This window comes from Streptomyces sp. SP18BB07 (assembly GCF_036322545.1).
Taxonomy (GTDB): domain Bacteria; phylum Actinomycetota; class Actinomycetes; order Streptomycetales; family Streptomycetaceae; genus Streptomyces; species Streptomyces deccanensis.
This window is the reverse complement of the sequence record NZ_JAQYWT010000314.1, coordinates 1-337: the sequence shown is the minus strand read 5'-3', so window position 1 is coordinate 337 and position 337 is coordinate 1. Positions and strand designations below refer to the sequence as shown.

The following is a 337-nucleotide window of genomic DNA, read 5'->3' as shown; positions in this document are numbered from 1 at the left end:
GTGGGTGGTTTTTTGTTTTGTGTTTTTTTTTTTTGTGGGTGTGGGGGTATGTTTTTTTTTTTTGTTTTGTTTGGGGGGGGGGTGGTTGGTTTTTTTTTTTTTTTTGTTTTGTTTTTTTTTTTTTTTTTTTTTTTTTGGTTTGTTTTTTTTGTTGTGGGGGGGGTTGTGGGTTTTTTTTTTTTGGTGGGTTTGGGGTTGGGGGGGGGGGGGGGGGTGGGGTTTTTTTTTTTTTTGTTTTGTTTTTTTTTTTTTTTTGTGGGGGTGTTTTTTGTTTTTGTGTGTGGGTTTTTTTGTTTTGTTTTGGTGTTTTTTTTTTGGTCTGGGGCGCCCCCCCCCC

1 protein-coding gene is annotated in these 337 nt (G+C 37.1%); it reads left to right on the top strand.

Annotated elements, in window-relative coordinates; all coding sequences use genetic code 11:
• Nucleotides 1-337: hypothetical protein (locus PUR53_RS48250; protein ID WP_329909265.1), on the top strand; the 337-nt coding region annotated here is incomplete at both ends.